20 protein-coding genes and 1 pseudogene are annotated in these 17152 nt (G+C 71.3%); 6 read left to right on the forward strand and 15 right to left on the reverse strand.

Features of this window, described 5'->3' with window-relative positions:
- Window positions 1–23: 23 nt before the first annotated feature.
- The 4 genes from HNR70_RS03910 to HNR70_RS03925 form a co-directional block, all read right to left on the reverse strand.
- Complete coding sequence (locus HNR70_RS03910) at window positions 24–713, reverse strand: response regulator (protein ID WP_184324498.1); 690 nt, start codon at window positions 711–713, stop codon at window positions 24–26.
- Window positions 710–2074 (reverse strand): sensor histidine kinase, encoded by a 1365-nt coding sequence (locus tag HNR70_RS03915; protein WP_184324499.1) that lies wholly within the window; start codon window positions 2072–2074, stop codon window positions 710–712. The genes HNR70_RS03910 and HNR70_RS03915 overlap by 4 nt, the downstream gene beginning before the upstream one ends.
- A 151-nt stretch (window positions 2075–2225) precedes the next feature.
- Window positions 2226–2972 (reverse strand): SOS response-associated peptidase, encoded by a 747-nt coding sequence (locus tag HNR70_RS03920; RefSeq protein WP_184324500.1) that lies wholly within the window; start codon window positions 2970–2972, stop codon window positions 2226–2228.
- A 1-nt stretch (window position 2973) separates the two neighbouring features.
- A complete protein-coding gene (locus HNR70_RS03925; RefSeq protein WP_184324501.1) occupies window positions 2974–4137 on the reverse strand; it encodes a YihY/virulence factor BrkB family protein in 1164 nt (387 codons plus the stop codon).
- A 196-nt stretch (window positions 4138–4333) separates the two neighbouring features.
- On the opposite strand from HNR70_RS03925, the gene HNR70_RS03930 reads away from it, so the two are divergent.
- A complete protein-coding gene (locus HNR70_RS03930; RefSeq protein WP_246375144.1) occupies window positions 4334–4609 on the forward strand; it encodes a hypothetical protein in 276 nt (91 codons plus the stop codon).
- Window positions 4610–4662: 53 nt separating this feature from the next.
- Complete coding sequence (locus tag HNR70_RS03935; protein WP_184324502.1) at window positions 4663–5556, forward strand: hypothetical protein; 894 nt, start codon at window positions 4663–4665, stop codon at window positions 5554–5556.
- Window positions 5557–5981: 425 nt separating this feature from the next.
- Here the strand turns inward: HNR70_RS03935 and HNR70_RS03940 are convergent, their stop codons facing one another.
- The 11 genes from HNR70_RS03940 to HNR70_RS03990 all read right to left on the reverse strand — a co-directional run bounded on the left by HNR70_RS03940 (window position 5982) and on the right by HNR70_RS03990 (window position 13904).
- Window positions 5982–6170: a hypothetical protein gene (locus HNR70_RS03940; RefSeq protein ID WP_184324503.1), complete on the reverse strand. Its 189-nt coding sequence runs from the start codon at window positions 6168–6170 to the stop codon at window positions 5982–5984.
- 416 nt (window positions 6171–6586) lie between these two features.
- Window positions 6587–7417, reverse strand: coding sequence for a phage major capsid protein (locus HNR70_RS03945; protein ID WP_184324504.1), 831 nt, complete (start codon window positions 7415–7417; stop codon window positions 6587–6589).
- A gap of 148 nt (window positions 7418–7565) precedes the next feature.
- Complete coding sequence (locus HNR70_RS03950) at window positions 7566–8069, reverse strand: hypothetical protein (RefSeq protein ID WP_184324505.1); 504 nt, start codon at window positions 8067–8069, stop codon at window positions 7566–7568.
- Window positions 8066–8470: a Gp19/Gp15/Gp42 family protein gene (locus tag HNR70_RS03955; protein ID WP_184324506.1), complete on the reverse strand. Its 405-nt coding sequence runs from the start codon at window positions 8468–8470 to the stop codon at window positions 8066–8068. The genes HNR70_RS03950 and HNR70_RS03955 overlap by 4 nt, the downstream gene beginning before the upstream one ends.
- Complete coding sequence (locus HNR70_RS03960; protein WP_184324507.1) at window positions 8463–8786, reverse strand: hypothetical protein; 324 nt, start codon at window positions 8784–8786, stop codon at window positions 8463–8465. Before HNR70_RS03960 ends, HNR70_RS03955 begins: the two co-directional genes overlap by 8 nt.
- Window positions 8783–9070, reverse strand: coding sequence for a hypothetical protein (locus HNR70_RS03965; protein WP_184324508.1), 288 nt, complete (start codon window positions 9068–9070; stop codon window positions 8783–8785). Before HNR70_RS03965 ends, HNR70_RS03960 begins: the two co-directional genes overlap by 4 nt.
- On the reverse strand, window positions 9067–9423 hold the full coding sequence (locus tag HNR70_RS03970) for a hypothetical protein (RefSeq protein WP_184324509.1): 357 nt from the start codon (window positions 9421–9423) through the stop codon (window positions 9067–9069). Before HNR70_RS03970 ends, HNR70_RS03965 begins: the two co-directional genes overlap by 4 nt.
- Before the next feature lie 268 nt (window positions 9424–9691).
- Window positions 9692–11875: an AAA family ATPase gene (locus HNR70_RS03975; protein ID WP_184324510.1), complete on the reverse strand. Its 2184-nt coding sequence runs from the start codon at window positions 11873–11875 to the stop codon at window positions 9692–9694.
- Entirely contained in the window at window positions 11872–12015 is a 144-nt protein-coding gene (locus HNR70_RS03980) for a hypothetical protein (protein WP_184324511.1), read from the reverse strand. Before HNR70_RS03980 ends, HNR70_RS03975 begins: the two co-directional genes overlap by 4 nt.
- The gene (locus HNR70_RS03985; protein ID WP_184324512.1) at window positions 12012–12221 is read right to left on the reverse strand and encodes a hypothetical protein; all 210 of its coding nucleotides are present in this window, start codon (window positions 12219–12221) and stop codon (window positions 12012–12014) included. The genes HNR70_RS03980 and HNR70_RS03985 overlap by 4 nt, the downstream gene beginning before the upstream one ends.
- Before the next feature lie 186 nt (window positions 12222–12407).
- Complete coding sequence (locus HNR70_RS03990; RefSeq protein WP_184324513.1) at window positions 12408–13904, reverse strand: recombinase family protein; 1497 nt, start codon at window positions 13902–13904, stop codon at window positions 12408–12410.
- Window positions 13905–13939: 35 nt separating this feature from the next.
- Here HNR70_RS03990 and HNR70_RS03995 point away from each other — a divergent pair.
- The 4 genes and pseudogenes from HNR70_RS03995 to HNR70_RS04010 form a co-directional block, all read left to right on the forward strand.
- Window positions 13940–14914, forward strand: a pseudogene (locus tag HNR70_RS03995) (TadA family conjugal transfer-associated ATPase); the annotation flags it as partial.
- Complete coding sequence (locus HNR70_RS04000; protein WP_184324514.1) at window positions 14911–15783, forward strand: type II secretion system F family protein; 873 nt, start codon at window positions 14911–14913, stop codon at window positions 15781–15783. The pseudogene HNR70_RS03995 and the gene HNR70_RS04000, both read left to right, overlap by 4 nt.
- The gene (locus tag HNR70_RS04005) at window positions 15780–16724 is read left to right on the forward strand and encodes a type II secretion system F family protein (RefSeq protein WP_184324515.1); all 945 of its coding nucleotides are present in this window, start codon (window positions 15780–15782) and stop codon (window positions 16722–16724) included. The genes HNR70_RS04000 and HNR70_RS04005 overlap by 4 nt, the downstream gene beginning before the upstream one ends.
- A gap of 143 nt (window positions 16725–16867) precedes the next feature.
- Entirely contained in the window at window positions 16868–17137 is a 270-nt protein-coding gene (locus tag HNR70_RS04010) for a hypothetical protein (protein ID WP_184324516.1), read from the forward strand.
- The last annotated feature ends 15 nt before the right edge of the window (window positions 17138–17152 follow it).

The raw sequence follows: 17152 nt of genomic DNA on the forward strand, positions 1-17152 counted from the left end.
TGACCCGCTCGGTGATCGCCCCGTCAGTGCTCGCCGGGCGTGACCAGTCCCGTCTCGAAGGCGATGATCACGGCCTGGACCCGGTCACGGGCGCCGAGCTTGGCGAGCACCCGGCCCACATGGGTCTTCACGGTCGCCTCGGCGACGAACAGCTCCGCCCCGATCTCGCGGTTCGAGCAGCCGCGGCCCATGAGGGTGAGCACCTCCCGCTCCCGCTCGGTGAGCGCGTCGAGCACGGAGGTGTCCTGCGCGGCGGGGTCGGGCGCGGAGACCACCCGCTCGAGCAGGCGCTTCGTCGCGGACGGGGCGATCACCGCATCCCCGCGATGGACGGTGCGGATCGCGCCGAGCAGGTCTTCGGGCTGGGCGTCCTTGAGCAGGAACCCGCTGGCACCGGCGCGGATCGCGGCGACCACGTACTCGTCCAGGTCGAAGGTGGTCAGGACGATGATCCGCGGCGCCCGCTCGGCCGGGGCGCGCTCGAGGATCGCGGAGGTCGCCTGGATGCCGTCCATCCGCGGCATCCGCACATCCATCAGCACGACATCCGCCCGGTGCGCGTCGAGCTGCGAGACCGCCTCGGCGCCGTCGGAGGCCTGGAGCACCACCTCCATGTCCTCCTGGGAGTCGATGACCATCGCGAAGCCGGCGCGGACCAGCGGCTGGTCGTCGACCAGGGCGATGCGCAGCGGGCGGTCGGGGAACTCGGTCATCGGGTCTCTCCTGGGTGGGGGACGGTGGGGGCAGCCGGCGGGAATCCCGCGGCCGACGGGGGCTCCACGGCCGACGCGGGCCCCGGGGCCGACGGGCTCGGCGGGGTCGTGGGGCGTGCGTCGGCGGAGGCGACGGGCAGCGGCACGCGGGCGAGGACGCGGAAGCCGCGGGTGGGGAGGGGTCCGGCCTGCAGGGTTCCGCGGAAGAGCGTCATCCGCTCGCGCATGCCGGTGAGGCCGTGGCCGAGCCCGTCGGCCGACGGATCCACACCCTGGCCGTCGTCGAGCACCTCGATCTCGAGCACGGAGTCGGTGCGGGTGAGGCGGACGGAGGCGGCGGCGTCCGGGCCGCCGTGCTTGAGCACATTGGTCAGCGCCTCCTGGACCAGGCGGAACACGGACATGCCGAGTGCCTGGGGGAGTCCGGTGAGGTCTCCGTCGATCCTGAGGTCGACCGGGGTGCCGGCGGCTCGCACCCGTTCGGCGAGGTCGGGGAGCTGCTCCGGGCCGGGCTGGGGGCCGTATCCGGTCTCGTCCTCCTGTCGCAGCACGCCGAGCAGGGCACGCATGTCCGCGAGTGCCGCGCGGCCGGTCTCGCCGATGGTGCCCAGCACCTCGGCGGCGCGCTCGGGCTTCTGGGACGCGATGAAGCGGCCCCCGTCGGCCTGGGCGATGATCACCGAGAGGGAGTGGGCGACCACGTCATGCATCTCGCGGGCGATGCGGGCGCGCTCGTCGGCGACGGCGAGGGCGGTCCGCTGCTCGCGCTCGCGCACGGCCTGCTCGGCCCTTTCCCGGGTCAGGGCCAGCTGGCGCAGCCGGGCGCGCTGCAGGTTCGCGACCGCCCAGATGGCCACGATCGTGATCGTCCCGACGATCGTGAGGACCATGAAGACCGCGAGCCCCTCGAGGAGCCCGCCGAAGCCGTCGTTGAGGGCGATGGTGCTCCAGGTGAGCGCCTGGGCGAACACCCCGAGCATGCCTGCGCCCACGCCGATCCGGTGTACCGCCGGGGTGCCGTGCGCGACCGCGCAGTACATGGCGTAGAAGGTCATCACGTCGCCGGCGACCACGGGGATCCCCACCACGAGATGCGCGACGGCGAGGGCGCCGATCACCGCCACGCCCAGCAGCGGGCGCGTGCGGCACAGGGCGCCCGCCAGCACCATGGGGACGCTGACCAGCAGCCACCATCCGGCGCTGCCGCTCAGCAGGGCGAAGAAAGACATCAGCACCGCGGCGGCGGCGAAGACGACGAGATCCACCGTGCCGGGGTTCTCGAGGACCCAGCGGAACGGGTCACGACGGCGGGCCCCGTCGGCCGCAGCCGCGGGGCTCGTCGTGGTGGAGCCGTCGTGCATGGCCTCGAGAGTACGGGGGAGGGGAGGGGCGGGCATCAGACCGCGGTCGGACCCGGAGCGCTCGGGAGGGGGTGCTGGGTCACACCGGTCAGGGGAGTTCGGCCGGGCGGCTCGGCCGGGGTGCCTCGGCCGACGGGGTGATGGCCGGGCCTCACAGGAGACGCTGGGGCCCCTCGAGCAGCTCGGGGCCGTCGTTGCCGACCTTGCCGACGGCCGGGTCCACCTCGCGCACACTGAGCGTCGCGTCGTCCAGGAGGTGCGAGTCGTCCTGGACCCAGGCCTCGGCGTCGTGGCGGTCGTCCATCGTGGTGTCCAGCCACGCGTCCAGCTGGTCCCGGGGCAGCATCACCGGGGTGCGGTCGTGGATCTCGGCGAGCTCGCCGGTCGCCGCACGGGTGATGATCGTGGCCGAGAGCAGGAACTCCCCGTCGGACGTCGCGGCCGGGCCCTCGTGGCCGCCAGGACCCTTCCACCAGGAGACCAGGGCCGCCATGAACAGCGAGGACCCGTCGGCCGACGAGATGAAGTACGGCTGCTTGCGCGTGCCCTTCGCATCGCGCACCCACTCGTAGTAGCCGTCCATAGGGACGATCGCCCGATACCGGCCGAGGCTGCCGCGGAAGCTGGGCTTCTCCGCGAGGGTCTCGCGGCGGGCGTTGAAGGTGCGCGAGGAGAACGAGGCCTCCTTCGCGAACGGGGGCAGCAGCCCCCAGCGGGCGATCCGCAGCGCGCGCACGACCTCCCCGGTCTCCTTGTCCACCGATTCGGTGACCACGTAGATCGGGGCGGTGGGCGGGATGTTCCAGCGCGAGCGCAGGTGCGGGTCGGCGAGGTCCACCGCGTCGAGGTCGTCGACCAGCGGCTCGATCTCCTGGAAGAACGCGAAGCGCCCGCACATCTCAGGAGTCCTTCTCGGAGGTCTTCCCGTCGCCGTCTGCGCCGTCCTTCACGACGGGAACGCCCTGGCGGGGGGTGAGGCGCGCGTCCTCGCCGGTGTAGGCCTCGGCGTCGTGATGGAGGTTCCGCAGGCGGATGTCGCGGCCCTCGTCGACGATCTTCTCGCGCTTGGCCTCGGCCTTCTCCGCGCCCACGGACTCGCGCATCGGCAGGGTGAGGGAGTCCTCGGCGGGCTTGCCGGCCGCGAGCTCGCGGGCCCGCTCGTACTCCGCGTCCACCTCGGCGCCGAGGATGATCACGATGTTGACGATCCACAGCGCGAACAGCACGGCCATGATGCCGCCGATCGCGCCGTAGCTGGAGTAGCCGGCGACAGTGCCCATGTAGATCGACAGGGCCACCGCCGCGACCGCCGCGCCCAGGATCGCGAACACGCCGCCGGGGGAGATGAAGCGGTAGGGCTTCTTGATGTTCGGCGCTCCCCAGTACAGCAGCGAGATCAGCGCGAAGGCGATCACGAGGATCACCGGCCACTTCACCCACGCCCAGATCGGCAGGAACGACTCGGTGAGGAAGGTGAGCACGCCGCTTGCGCCGATGCTGGAGGCGATCGGGCCCAGCAGGCCCTCGACCAGCGTGGCGTTGAGCAGGATCGAGATCATGATCAGCAGGATCCCGACGATCAGCGCGATGGTCAGCAGCAGCATCGTGAGGTTCATCCGGATGGGTCCGCGGCCCTCGGGGACCTCGTAGATCTGGTTGGCCACGCGGCCGTAGGCCTTGATGTAGGCGGACGCGGACCACAGGGCCGTCGCGATACCGATGATCAGGGCGATCGTGCCGCCGGTCGCGGAGCCCATCAGGGAGTCGACGGTGGAGCGGATCGCGCCCTCCGCGCCGAGCCCGCTGCCTCCCGCGGCCTGGTTGACCAGGTCCACCAGCAGATCGGCGATCTGCTCCTTGATGCTCGAGAGCAGCAGGGTGGCCATCGAGAACAGGGCCAGCAGGGTGGGAGCGATCGACAGCACCATGAAGTACGTCAGCTTCGCGGCCTGGTCGGTGCCGCCGTCATGCGTGAACTCCGCGATGACGCGCTTCGCCATGTACTTCAGCGTGGTGCCGGTCAGCTTCGGCCCGTCCGTGGTGGCGGAGGAGGAGTCGGCCATGGGAAGTCTCCTGTGTCGAGAGGACTGGCGGACAGCTGTCATCCTGCCATGGGAGAACTCCGGGAGAGTTGTCCACATTCGGAGGGAGCGCCGACACGGCGAGGACGATTCCCCCTAGAGTGGCACGGGTGACGCGATCTGGGTCACATCTCCGCCCGGAAGAGGGACCGGGCGGTCAGCGGCAGGAGGGGGACCTGTGGACGCCGCCACCATTATCGAGAGCGAGTCGCGGGAGCTGATCCGGCGGCGCGGACTGGACGTGCGCGCCGATCAGCTCGAGCCTCTGATCCGCGAGGTCGTCGCCGACTACGAGCACCGCTCCGCCAAGGGCGAGGTACCCGTGCTGCGCGACGCGGACACGATGGTCGCCGAGGTCGCAGCGCGGATCGGGGGCTTCGGGCCGCTGCAGGAGATGCTGGACGACCCGGAGATCGAGGAGATTTGGCTGAACTCGCCGCTATTGCGGGCTTAGGGGTAACTCTACCGGATCGCCCGAGCAGAGGGTGGTAGCTGTACTCTGACCAGGTGATCGAGTTCTTGACGGGCGTCCTCGCAGACCCGACCTTCCGGGGGTTCGTCGCTGGGCTCGTGCCCGGCCTGCTCGTCGCGCTCGCGACTTTCCTCCGGGAGCGATACCTCGACCGGGTCCGCGCCGAGCGCGAAGACGAACGCGCTCAGCGCCAGCGGGATTACGAGGCGGCGATCGCGGAGAAGGAGCGAACCGTCGCGCGCCACCAAGCGTTCGAGGCGCCCTTGATTCGCCTGCTCCCTCTATTTTCGCGCTGGCATTCCGACGAGTGGACGCACATCCAGCTGAAGGTCCGTCGCGATCCGAACCTGCTCCCCTTAGAGAATCCGAAGTACGTCCCGAAGGAGGAACAGTTTCGGCGAGGTCGGCAGCATAGAGCCGACGCCGAGGAGATCGAGACGATGCTCGGCGAGTTGAGGATCCTGAGCCCGAGTCTGAAAGTGAGCGGCGTCGTGCGGGATCTCGCGTACAAGTGGGGCGAGCATCGGCGGGCCCGCCGGCGCGCAATGATGGAAGTTAGGCGACGACAGAAGGAAGCTCCGGACGGCGGGAAGGACCTCCAGTTCCCGGACCCTTCCGAGGAGCCTCTCCGGACCCTCCAGGGCCTCAATGATCTTGTCGAGCGGCTCGTCGAGGTGCAGGCCGAGGGGGCCATCGTCGGCTATCGGGAGCGGCTACGGGAGTTGAAGCGGGACGAGCGCGCCCGCACCGGGGCGGAAGATGTCGGCGGTGATCGCAATAAACCTCGCGCGGGAGTAGATCTCGATGCCGGGGCGGCGTCGGCCGGGCGCCTCGGGCAGGAGTCCGATGGCGTGGAGCCCGCGCCCGCTCATGGACCGCTCGACCCAAGCGTCGACGTTCGCGGAGAGGACTCCGAGGGCGGTCGCTGAGATGATCTCGCCGTTCTCGTCGAGGGCCCCGTCGAGGTCGACGCATCCGATCCCGTCGCCGAGGACGAAGCCAACGCCGTCGCCGATCGAGGAGTCCCGCGCCTCGGCGTAGGTGGACCATGTCGAGGGATCCGTCGACGACGCGGCGCGGTTCCGGTCGGTGCGGAGGGGGAGCTTGCGGCCGTCCTTCGTGACGGTCCACCGCACCCACCGAGCGCGCTCGCGGAGCTCGGCCGGGATCGGGTCGGCGGCCTCGCGAGTGATCGTCTCCGCCTCGGCGAGGAGCGCGGCGCGCTCGGCCTTGCGGCGGTCGCGGTAGGCCTGCTGCCGGCAGGCGTTGTCGCAGTAGACCGGGGTGGGGCCCCGGCGCCCGCGGAGCGTATCGACGGGAGTCCCGTCGACGGGGCAGGGGACGAAGCGGCCGCTCATCGGTGGATCGAGACGAGCGCGTCGAGGTCGGCCTCGGAGACGGTCCCGTTGCCGTCCCAGCCGCGGCGGAGGTCGGCGCCCGCGGCCCAGAGGAGCTCGTAGGCGGCGAGCGCGTCGCGGACGCCGAGGCGGCGGGCGGCGGTGCGGAGGGGGACGAAGCGGGGGATGATCGGCGCGTTCAGCATACTCCCAGTTTACTCCCAGAAAGCGTTACGCGCTAGGCCTCGGTGGGTAACGTCCGTTACGAGTTCCGCTCGTGACCAGCGACGACGTCGAGGTGGCCGGGAGCAGCTCGGAGGCCATCTCGATACGTCCGAGTATCGTCCCAGGTAGGCGTGGTTTCTGAACCGTACGCAGGCGGAGGCCCTATGCGAACCGTCCCAGGCGAGCGCCCGGGGGGAGGGGCTGGGGTATCCCCGCAGGTCGGAGCGGGATCTCGTCGCGCGGAGATTTTCTCTGGCGCGACCTGGGGAAACGTCGAGCACGTCGGCGGGCTCGGACTCGATCCTACGGGAGGGACCGGCGCGCGGGAGCCGGAGACTACGGGGACGGGGAGTCCCCTCCGAGGCCGATCGGGACGACCGGCTCCCGCGCGTCGGGGTCAGGCGCCCGCGGTCGGGAGGTCGACCCGGACGAGGGACGCGGGACGCGGGAAGGCGAAGCCGACCCGCATCGTCGCGCGGATCGCGATCCGATCGCTCGTGAAGTGCGAGTCGGTCGACGTCGCGAGCTCGACGTCGTCGCGAAGGACGGTCACGATCTGCTCGCGGTCGAGCACCCAGAGCTTCCCGGCGGCGACGTGCCGCGAGGAGATCACGGGGAGCCCGGCGATCGTCGAGGTCGACTCGACGAGGGAGCGGTTGCTCCCGCTCTCGTCCTTCAGAAGGGCGAGCGCGAGGACGTCGGCCGGGTTCGCGAGGATCACCGACGCGGTCCCGCCCTCGGCGGCCGCGGCTGCCTTCGCCTCGTGGACGACGTCGAGCGAGTCGAGCGCGCCCTCGACGACCGAGACCTCGGTCAGCGAGTCGAGACCCTTGGCCGCGGGGGCGGCGAGGTCTCCGAGGAAGCCTCGATCGACCTGGAGGCTGATCGCGCGGGCGAGGGAGGCCCCCACCAGCTCGGCGGCGGCGGGGGAGGTGTCCTCGGCCAGCTCCCGGGAGATGATCGTGAGGCCCGCGACCTTCGAGGGGACCACGGTGATCTCGTCGAGGACGGGCTCGGTCGGAGCGATCTCCTCGCCCTCCCGGGTCCACGCCGCGGCGGCGTCCTCGACGAGGATCGGGATCCGGAACTCCTTGCCCGAGGTGCGGACGGTCCGGGCGACGCGGCCGTCGAACGCGAGCGCGGCCTCGGTGACCGGATCGGTGATCAGGGAGCCGTACTCGGGCGGGAGGATCCCGCGGTTGCTCTCGGCGCTGGTGAGCATGGTCATTTGGTGCCTCCTATAGGCGGAAGAGAACGTGAAGGTTCGCTCGCCCTCGGAGTCGCCGGGACTCGGTGAGGGTGACCCCGCCAGGAGGTCGATAGCTCGGGTGCGACGAGCGCCACCTGGACGACCGTCGCACCCGAGAGTCTACCGGTTACCGCTTTCCGAGCGCGTCGGCCCAGGTCTTGGCCTCCTTCGGCGGACGCTCGGCGCCCGTCCCCGTCCGGCGGGAGACGGCCGGGGAGGCGACGCCGTACTTCTTGGCGACCTCCCGGCCCGCGCTCGTGATCGCCGCGCGGTCGAGGACGCCGTCGACGACGAACTCCTCGATCGACCTCCCGGCCGTCGCGAAGAGCTCGGCGTTGACGCCGGTGCCGCGGAGGGCGTCGCCGAGGACGGCGGCGGCGAGCGCGTCCCGCTGGACGACGACCGCGTCGCGCTCCGCCTCGGCCTCGCGGAGCTTCGCGCGGTGCCCCGCGGCCTCGCGGCGGAGCTTCGCGACCGCAGGAGTGTCGCTCTCCGTGCTCTCGCTGCCGTCTCCCGGCTCTTCGGAGGCCTCGGTGGGCTCCGGAGCCTCCGAGGGGTTCTCGTTGGTCTCCGGGCCGTTCTCGTGCTTCTCGTCGGTCATGGTGTTCTCCTGTTCGTTGGGGAGGGTCATCGGAGCCCTCCGAGGTAGGTCGAGGCGGCGCGGCGGGACGAGGTCTTGCCCCGGCCGACGAGGTCCTTGCGGTCCTCGTCGGTCACGTAGATCTCGCCCGGGTGCTCGCCCCCGTAGGTCGCGGAGCCCGTGAACGGTCCGGTCCCGGAGGAGACCTGCCGGTAGCCGTCCGGGTTGCGCAGGACGCGGGAGGCGATCCGGACGACGACGCGGCGGAGGCGGGAGTCCGTGAGGCGCCCGTCGCTGAGCCGCTCGTCGAGATCCGAGAACTCCCCGTTCAGGAAGTCCTCGACGTCCCCGAGGAGCACCTCGATCCGCTCGTCGTCGACCGAGAGCGGCCCGGAGAGCCAACGGGCCCGGACGTCGGCGGCGGAGGTCCGGCGCGGCGAGGAGTCACTCATCGTCGACCTCCCGCTCGGCGTCGGCGACCTCCCGGCCGGTCCCGTCGACGAGGACGGGGCGACGGCGGTGGACGCCGCCGACGTGGCTGAAGCGGATCGCGAGATCGAGGTCGCCCTCGGGCTCGACGTAGCGCTCGTGCCGGAGGATCTCCCGCTCGGCGTTGGTCGGCGGGCGGACGCCGGAGCGCCGCTCGTGATCGGCCGCGATCGTCGCGGTATCCGCGGCGTAGATCCGGCACGAGGTCCGGTGCTGATAGGCGAGCGCGCCGGGGAGCGGATCGCCCCCGCACGCCGGGCACGGAGTCCGGTCGCTCATCGGTCGCCCTCCCCTCGGAGGAGGTCGAGCTCAGCCTCGGCGGCGAGCCGGGCGGCGCGCTCCTTCGCGAGGCGTTGCTCGGCGAAGGAGCGGGAGACGGTGAGCTGTTCCTGAGCGAAGCCGACGCGGCCCTCGGCGGCGTCGAGCCGCTCGGCGAAGCGGCGCTCGGCGAGGTCGAGAATTCCCCGGAGGGCCTCGACCTCCTCGCGGAGGCACTCGGCCTCGGTCTCGGCGCGCCCGGCGCGGACGGCGAGCTCGGTGATTTTCTGGTCGTAGGTCGTCATGATGCGTTCTCTCTTTCGTTGGCCCCGGCGGCGGTCGCCGGGGAGGTAGTGGATCCGCGGGTGCGGAGGTTCCCTGCGGTGTGTTTCGCCCATCGGCGCCCGGCGAGGACGACGCCGTCGGCGCGGGTCGCGATCCCGAACGCCTCGCAGAGATCGAGGACCGGGCACGCGGCGCACTCCGCCGCGGCCCAAGCGGCGTCCTCCTCGTCGTCGGAGGTCCACGGGGCTGGATCCGCCGCGGCCCGACAAGGGATCGCCCAACGGGGCCGCTCGGCGATCGCGTCGTGAAGGGCCTCGGTCGCGTCGGCGGCGGGCTCGGCGAGGGGTGGGACGAGGATTGGAGCGGGGCTCATCGGATCGGGTCCTTTCGGGGGCGGGACGCGGCGGTCGAGACGGGCTCTTGACCCCGTCCCGGGTGGTCCGTTTTCGAGGGTCGACCGGGACGGACTCGTCGGGGCGCGACCCCGTCCCGCGGGTTTACCGAGGCGGCCTGGGGTTTCTTAAGTCCGTCCGACTCCGTCCGAGTCCGTCCCGGACGGAGTCCGACTGACTCCGTCCCGCCCGTCCCGCCCCTATAGGCGGGACGGGCGGACGGGGTCGGGATAGCGGGGCGGGACGCGCTCATCGGTCGAGATCCTTGAAGTCGTCGGCCGCGTCGGAGTACGGCTGGAGGAGCGTGTACCGGAGCGACCCCTTCCGCTCGCCGGGCGAGACGGCGACGTGCCCGGAGGCTTGGAGCTCGGAGAGCGCCTCGACGAGCGCCGTCCGCTTCCCGACGACGTTCTCGGTGACTTGGGTCTGAGAGCGGGCCGCGGGGGTCTCGGCGTGCTTCGCGAGGTACTCGCAGAGCCGCCGCTTCGCCGCCGCCTTCCACGCCGCCTCCGCCGCGCCGTCCGCGTCGACCTCCGGCTCCGTCCACATCAGCGAGAGCCGAGTCCGCCGGCCGCCGTTCGTAACGCCGAGGGAGGCGACGGTCTGCCCGATGTGGTAGTTCCCGTGCCGGTCCTTCGCGCAACGGATCCGGGCCGCGCCGTCCTTCGTGCGGGAGAAGGGCTCCTCGACGTCCTGGATGTACTGCGCGCCGGAGATCGCGGCGCGCTTCCGTTGCGATCCGATCGGCCAGAGCCCGCCGTCGGCCTTGGTGACGTGGTCGAGGACGACGACCGCGGGGAGCGACTCGTGGCGCGAGACATAGCGCGGGAGGACCGTGAACCACCGGGCGACCTCGTCGTCCTCGTTGGGCTTCGCGCCCTCCATCGAGAGCGCCTCGCCCGTCGAGTCGATCACCACCAGCGACGGCCGGACCCGGTCGAGGACCCGGACGAACGCGAGGCGCGCCGTCCGGTCGTCGAACTTCGTATCGGGCTGGACGTAGACAAAGCGGTTCCGGACCGCCTCGGGCGAGGCGCCGATGTCGAGGAGCCGGGAGACGATCCCGCGGAGGTCGTCCTCGAAGTCGACATACACGACCGAGCGACCGGCGTCGACCTCCTGCGCCGCGACGGCGATCCCGGTCCAGGACTTGCCGGCGTTGGACTCCCCGGCGACGCCGTTCGTCCGGCCGCGGTAGAACAGCGCCATCGGCTCCTCGTCCTCGTCGCGCCCGCCGAGGATCCCGACCTCGGGCCGGATCCGTTCGAGGGTCCCGGCGAGGTAGGCGTCGACGATCGCCGAGAGCTCGTCCGCGGCGACCCCGGACCACGAGGAGGCCGGGGCGTCGTCCTCGGCGTCGCCGAGGTCCTCGAACGCCTCGATCTCGGCCCTCTCCGCACTCCGGAGCTCCGCGACGACCCTCGGGTCATCGGCGACGTCCTCCGTCAGCGAGAGCACCGACGGGAGCGCGGAGAGCGGGGTCTCCGGCGAGGCGAGCTCGTCGTCCTGGTAGCCGTAGAGGTGGAGCCGGACGAGATCGAACGCCGAGAGGGTCTGCCCGTAGGCCGGATCGTTGGCGTGGTGCGAGTAGACGAGCCCCGGCGCGACTTCCCGGACGCCCGGCTCGTGCGAGGAGCCCGTCGGACGCCAGAGACCCTCCCCGGCGGGCTCGTACGGGAGCCCGAACGTCGAGATGACCTCGGCGATCGAGTACGCCCGGTTGAAGGCGCCGACCGCGCCGGGCAGTTCCATCGGGTCGCGCTTCCCGCCGCGATCGGCGACGGGCGCCGCGGGCTCCGGCGCCTCGGCGAGCAGCTCGTCGACGACCGCCGTCGGCCCGGGGACCGTCGCGGAGCGGTAGGCGTCGCGGTGCTCGTCGGCGACCGCCGGACGGAACATCACCTGCTCGACCGCGCGGCTCTTCGGGTCGACCTCGGCGTCGTCTCCGAGGCGGGCCGAGATCGAGTCGACGAGGAGCGGGTACTCCTCGGGCGCGGCGTCGCGGTCGATCGGCACGAGGAGCCGGAGGCGGAGCGCGTCCGCCGTCGACGAGTAGGTCGTGTGGACGTAGGCGCGGAAGGGGAGCGCGAGGATCCGCTCGAAGGTCTCCTCGGTCGCGCCGTCGACGTCGATCGTCACGAGCGTCCGGGCGAGGACCTCCCCGCGGCCCCGGCGGGCTCCTCGGAGGATCGCGGGAAGGTAGCTCGGGCCGTACTTCCGGCGGCCCGGGCGCGCCATCATCCGCTCGATCTCTTTCTCGGAAATACGACGAGGGGAGCCGTTCTGGTACTTTCCGGGAGGGAACTCGACGATCCCGATCTCGCGGCCTACCGAGGTAGAATCGTGATTGTCGGGATTCGCTTGCTCGACGTTCGAGGTAGGCAGCGGCGGTTCCTGGGGAGGGGCCGCCGCTCCTTCGTCTCGGAGGGTCATCGACGACCACCGACCTCGGACCGGGCGCGGCGCGCGGCGGGGCGGAGGATCTGCTCGACGCGGGCGCGGAGCTCGGGGGAGGGCTCGGGAGCGCGTGCGACGGTAGCGGCGACGGCCGCCTCGAACTCCTCGCGGCTCATCGCGCACCGCCGGTCAGGATCTCGGCGAGCTCAGCGCGCGCCTCGGCGGTCGGGGCGTGCTGGTCGGCGAGCGCCTCGTCGATCGCGCGGCGGAGCTTCGCCGTTGCGAGAGCACGACGGGCAGGAGCCTCGTCGCGGCCGCGCCGGACGGCGACGCCTACAGCGGAGCGGGCGGCGACGACGGGGTCGATGGTCTTGGTAGCCATAGCGGGAGTCCTTCGGGGACGAGAAGTGATTTGGAATCACCTGCGCGTTCCCGGGTTCTTCCCGGCTTCATCGATCAGGGGCCGATCGCCTTTGATCGACGCGGGTAACCGTACCCGATCCTCGGGGCGGAGTAAAGCCCGGAAGGTGAACTCTAGAATCCATCTTCCGGGCCTATTAACTCGTATTTACGAGTTGGTCGGCTTGGGGTCCTCGGGCTTCTCGTCGAGCCACGAGATCCGGACCTGGTCGGTGTGGAACGGGACGCCGGGGCCGGACGGGTCGACCCGGACGTCGACGAGCATCCGGAGGAGCGTCCGACGCCGTTCGAGGTCCGCCGCGGCCCACGCCTCCCGGGCGCCCGCGCCGACGGCGTCGAGGACGTCCGGGCGGGGTGCGAGGGACCGGACGCGACCCTCGGCCGCGGCGAGCTCCTCGTCGAGGCGCGCGGAGGACCGCTCGGCGATCCGTATCGAGATCGCGCCCCGGGCGATCGCGTCGGCGAGCTCGTCCATCCGGGTCTGGATCGCGTCGCGCTCGGCGACCGCCTCGGCGAAGGCCGTCCCGTCCTCGGGCACGACGAGGTCGAGGTCCATCCCTTCGAGGCGCCGGAGGACCGTCTCGACAACGTACTCGTCGAGCGGCGCCATCTTCCGCGTGACCTTCTGGCAGTCCCAGCAGACGAGCGACGGCGCCCGCCCCGCCTGGACCTTCGGACGGAGGAGACCGCCGCACTCCTCCCGCCCGCACCGCGCGATCCCGCTCAGGAGGTACTTCGGCGCGGTCCCGTGGAGGTGGAATCGGCCGGGAGCGTCGAGGATCGCGAGCGCGCGGGCGTGCTCTTCCTTCGAGACGAGCGCCTCCCACTCTCCGTCGCCGAGGATCTCACCCTTGTAGGCGCGGAGTCCGGCGTACACGGGGCGGCGAAGAAGGTTCCCGAGGACGTTGCCCCGAAACGGGTTCCCGCGCTTCCCGACGATGCCTCGGGAGGTGAAGTCCCGAGCGATCGCCCAGAGGCTGTCTCCGTCGAGGAGGCGCCGGTACGCCTCGCGGACGAGGGGAGCCTCCGTCGCGTCCGGGATGAGCATCCGCACCCGCCGCCCGTCCTTCTCGACCTCGGCCCGGACGTACCCGAACGGGGTCTGCCCGTGGTAGGAAGCGCCGTCGGTCGCGCGCTGCTTCGCGGCGCGGGAGATCCGTCGGCCCATCTGCTCCGCTTCGTACCGCGCGACGGATCCCTTGATCCTCGCGGTGAGTCGGCCCTGCTCGGTGGAGAGATCGACCTCGCCGCCGACGGAGGCGAGCGCGACGCCGGTGTTGTCGGAGAGCTTGATGAACTCTTCGAGCTCGGAAGGCTTCCTCGTGAGGCGGTCGATGTCCCAGACGACGACCCCGTCGACTCGACCGCTCTCGATGTCGGCCTTCATGCGCTCGTAAGCCGGGCGAGGCCTCTTGCTCGACGCGGAGACGTTGTTGTCGACGTACTCGTCCACGACGGTCCAGCCGCGCCGCTTCGCCTCCTTCCGGCAGTCGGCGAGCTGGCGATCGACGCCGTCGGTCCCGAGCGGGGCGAGGAGGATCTCGTTGCCTTCGGCGTCGACGTCGCGGCGGTCCTCCTCGGTCTGGCGCTTCGTGGCTTCGACCTTGGAGATTCGGGCGTAGAGGGCGGTCCGGCGGGGGCTCATCTGGGGGTCCTTCCCTGGGAGACGGCTAAGTTAAGAATAGGCCCTCACAGGTCTTCTGCGCGCGCGGCGGCCGCAGCGAGCTGACCACGATCGTGCTGACGGACGACGAGGTGCGGGGGATCGTCGAGCGGATGCTCGTCTCCAGCGGGAGACGGCTGGACATGTCCAGCCCCTTCGTCGACGCCCTGCTGCCGGACGGTTCCCGGTTGCATGTGGTGATCCCCAGCGTGACGCGATCCCACTGGGCCATCAATATCCGCAAATTCGTCGCGAGGGCGCAGGACATTCAAGGCCTCGTGGTGCTCGGCTCGCTCACCCAGCAGGCCGCGGACTTCCTCGACGCCGCCATCGCCTCCGGGCTCAACGTGATCGCCAGCGGGGCCACCGGGGCAGGCAAGACGACCTTCCTGCGCTGCCTCGCGCAGTCGATGGGGGCTCGCGAGCGGGTCGTGACCATCGAGGAGGTGTTCGAGCTGAACCTCACCCTCCGCGACGTGGTCGCGATGCAGACCCGCCAGCCGAACCTCGAGGGCACGGGCGAGATCTCGATGCGCCGACTGGTGAAGGAGGCGCTGCGCATGCGCCCCAGCCGCATCATCGTCGGCGAGGTGCGCGAGGCGGAGAGCCTGGACATGCTGATCGCGCTCAACAGCGGACTTCCAGGTCTGGCCAGCATCCATGCCAACTCCGCCCGGGACGCGGTCACGAAGCTGTGCACGCTGCCGCTTCTGGCAGGCGAGAACGTCTCCAGTCGCTTCGTCGTCCCCACCGTGGCCAGCGCCATCGACCTCGTCGTCCACCTCGACATCCTCCCCGACGGGCGCCGCCGGGTGCGGGAGATCGTGGGCCTCAGCGGCCGCGTCGAGGACGAGATCATCGAGATCGCCGAGCTGTTCTCCCTGCGCGGGGATCGGCTCGTGCGCGGCGACGGACATCCGCCGCACGCCGAGCGCTTCGCCCGCGCCGGCTACGACGTCTCCGCCCTCCTCGGACGGCCGGTGGCGGCATGACCGACGGCGCCTTCCTCGGCCTGATCACAGGCCTCGGCCTGCTCGCGATCTGGTGGTCGATGTGGGAGCAGGAGGAGACCGCTCCGCGTCGCGGACGGATCGCGAGGTGGATGGACGACCTGCGCGACGACCTGATCAAGGTCGGCCTGGACACCGTCCCGCCCGCCGCGGTCCCTGCACTGAGCGCAGGCCTCGGGCTGGTGGTCGCCGCCGTGCTCTGGGCCGTCTCCAGCGCCGTCGTGCCCTCCTTCGCCATCGGACTCGTGACCACAGCGCTGCCGGTGCTCGTGCTACGCTCCGCGGCGAAGCGCCGCACCACGGCGATGCGCGAGGTGTGGCCCGAGGCGGTGGACCACATCAACTCGGCCATCCGCGCCGGGCTCTCGCTGCCCGAGGCCCTGGTGCAGCTGAGCCGCAAGGGCCCGGAGGAGCTTCGACCGGCCTTCACGGAGTTCGCCCTGGACTACCAGGCCAGCGGTGACTTCGCGGCGTGCTTGGACCGGCTCAAGATCCGTCTCGCGGATCCCGTGGGGGACCGCATCGTGGAGGCGCTGCGCATCACCCGCGACGTCGGCGGCACCGATCTCGGCGCTCTGCTGCGCACGCTGTCCGCGTTCCTCCGCGAGGACTCGCGCACCCGCGCCGAGCTCGAGGCACGACAGTCCTGGACGGTCAATGCCGCACGCCTGGCGCTCGCCGCGCCGTGGATCGTGCTGGCGCTGATGTCCACCCGCCCCGAGGCCGCTCAGGCCTACGACTCCGCCGCCGGGATCCTGATGATCATCGTGGGCGGTGCCCTCTCCCTCGTCGCCTACCGGGTGATGCTGCTGATCGCCCAGCTCCCGCAGGACGAGAGGGTGCTGCGATGAACGGCTCCACCTCGATCCTCGCCGGGGTCCTGCTCGGCCTCATGCTGGGACTCGGCCTGCTGATGATCCTCTCCCGGCTGCCCTGGCTGAGGGCTCGGGACCTGGACCGGCGGATCGACCCGTATCTCCGTCGCTCCCACTCCGCCTCGCTGTTCGCAGCGCCCACCTCGAGCAGTCGTGCCCGCGTCGTCATCGAGAACCTCATGGGCCCTGTGGCCGTGAAGGTGCTGGGCGTGCTCGAGCGCCTCACCGGCGGGGCGGACCAGCTCGAGCGCAGGCTGCGGCTGGCAGGACGGCGCACGTCCGTGGACTCCTTCCGCATCGAGCAGGTCGTCTTCGCCGCGATCGGGCTGCTGCTCGGCATCGCGGTCGCGGTCGCCGCGATAACCCTTCGCGACGCCGGACCGCTGCTCGGGCTGTTCATCGTCGCCCTCGGCGCGCTGCTCGGCGTGCTGCTGCGCGACTACCTCCTCGGGGTGGAGATCACGCGCCGCGCCTCCCGAATGGCACGGGAGTTCCCGACCGTCGCCGACCTCCTCGCCCTCGCCGTCGCCGCCGGCGAGAGCCCGATCGCCGCGATGGAACGAGTGGCCCGCACCTCCTCCGGCGCCCTGCCGGACGAGTTCGCCGCGACCGTCGCCGACATCCGTTCGGGCACCTCCGTCTCCCAAGCGCTCGCCTCCCTCGGCACGAGGACCCCGCTGGACTGCCTCAGCCGCTTCGGCGAAGGGGTCTCCATCGCGATCGAGCGCGGCACACCGCTGGCCGACGTGCTGCGCGCCCAGGCCCAGGACGCCCGCGAGAACGCCAAGCGAGATCTCATGGAACTCGCTGGTCAGCGAGAGATCTTCATGCTCGTCCCGGTGGTCTTCTTCGTGATGCCGCTGGTGATCGTGTTCGCGATCTTCCCCGGACTCGCCGTCCTGGAGATCACGCTGTGACCTCTTTCCCGCTCACCGTCCCGACGACCCCCATCCGCCCCGACCCCAGTGACCGACTGTTCCCCACTGACCGACCGTTCGACTCGCACCATTCCCGACCCCGTCCGGAGACCACTCCGGATCCGTCCGCCGAGGAGGCCGACATGACCGTCCACCGCACCCGACTGCACCGCCACAGCACCACCCGCCCGCGCAGCACCCCGGATGCCCAAACGTCGTGGCGCAGCATCGAGCCGGCCGTGGGCAAGAAGCTCCTCGCCCGACTCCGCTCCGAGCAGGGCGATGTTCCCGGCTGGGTCCTCATCACGCTCATGACGGCAGGGATCGTGGTCGCGCTCTGGGCCGTCGCCTCCGACCAGATCGTGCGGATCTTCGAGAACGCGATGGCGCCGTTCCTCGGCGGCTCGCTCTGAGCCGTCCCCGACGCT

This window comes from Brachybacterium aquaticum (assembly GCF_014204755.1).
In the GTDB taxonomy this organism is placed as follows: domain Bacteria; phylum Actinomycetota; class Actinomycetes; order Actinomycetales; family Dermabacteraceae; genus Brachybacterium; species Brachybacterium aquaticum.